The following is a 433-nucleotide window of genomic DNA, read 5'->3' on the forward strand; positions in this document are numbered from 1 at the left end:
GTCGAGATCACGCTCGTGCTTGTACTTCTTCTTCTTGCCGTCGTTGCGCTTGTAGACGCTCGCCTTCACCGTGAAAGCCGTCACCGGCTTGGTCTTGCCCCGCACCTTGTCTTTCACCTTGCTGTTCTTGGCCACGCCGTGCGGATAGACCTTGTTGAGCGCGGTGCAGTTCTTGTACACCTTCGGCTTGACCGCAGCATCAGCGACGGACGGTGCTCCTGCTGTTGATCCCAGCAGCACACCGGTGGCCGCGACTCCGGCAATTGCGCGTTGCGCTTGTTCATGTCTTACCCCCCTGTAGAAAATGATCCGCGGGGAATCATAGGAAGGGACATGAGCACGGGGCAAAACCGGTTGAAGCCTTCACGGGCTCCGCAACGAGGCTTCCGTGTGGGTAAGAGCGCAGATTTCGCTCGCTTCGTCACCGTACGAG

Annotated in this window: 1 protein-coding gene; it reads right to left on the reverse strand. The window is 58.9% G+C overall.

Annotated features, from left to right (window positions below):
- Positions 1–240, reverse strand: a 240-nt coding sequence (locus ACU8YE_RS25585; RefSeq protein ID WP_446930418.1) for a hypothetical protein, incomplete at its 3' end; no start/stop codon positions are given.
- Positions 241–433 lie beyond the last annotated feature (193 nt).

It is taken from the genome of Ralstonia sp. VS2407, from assembly GCF_052950655.1.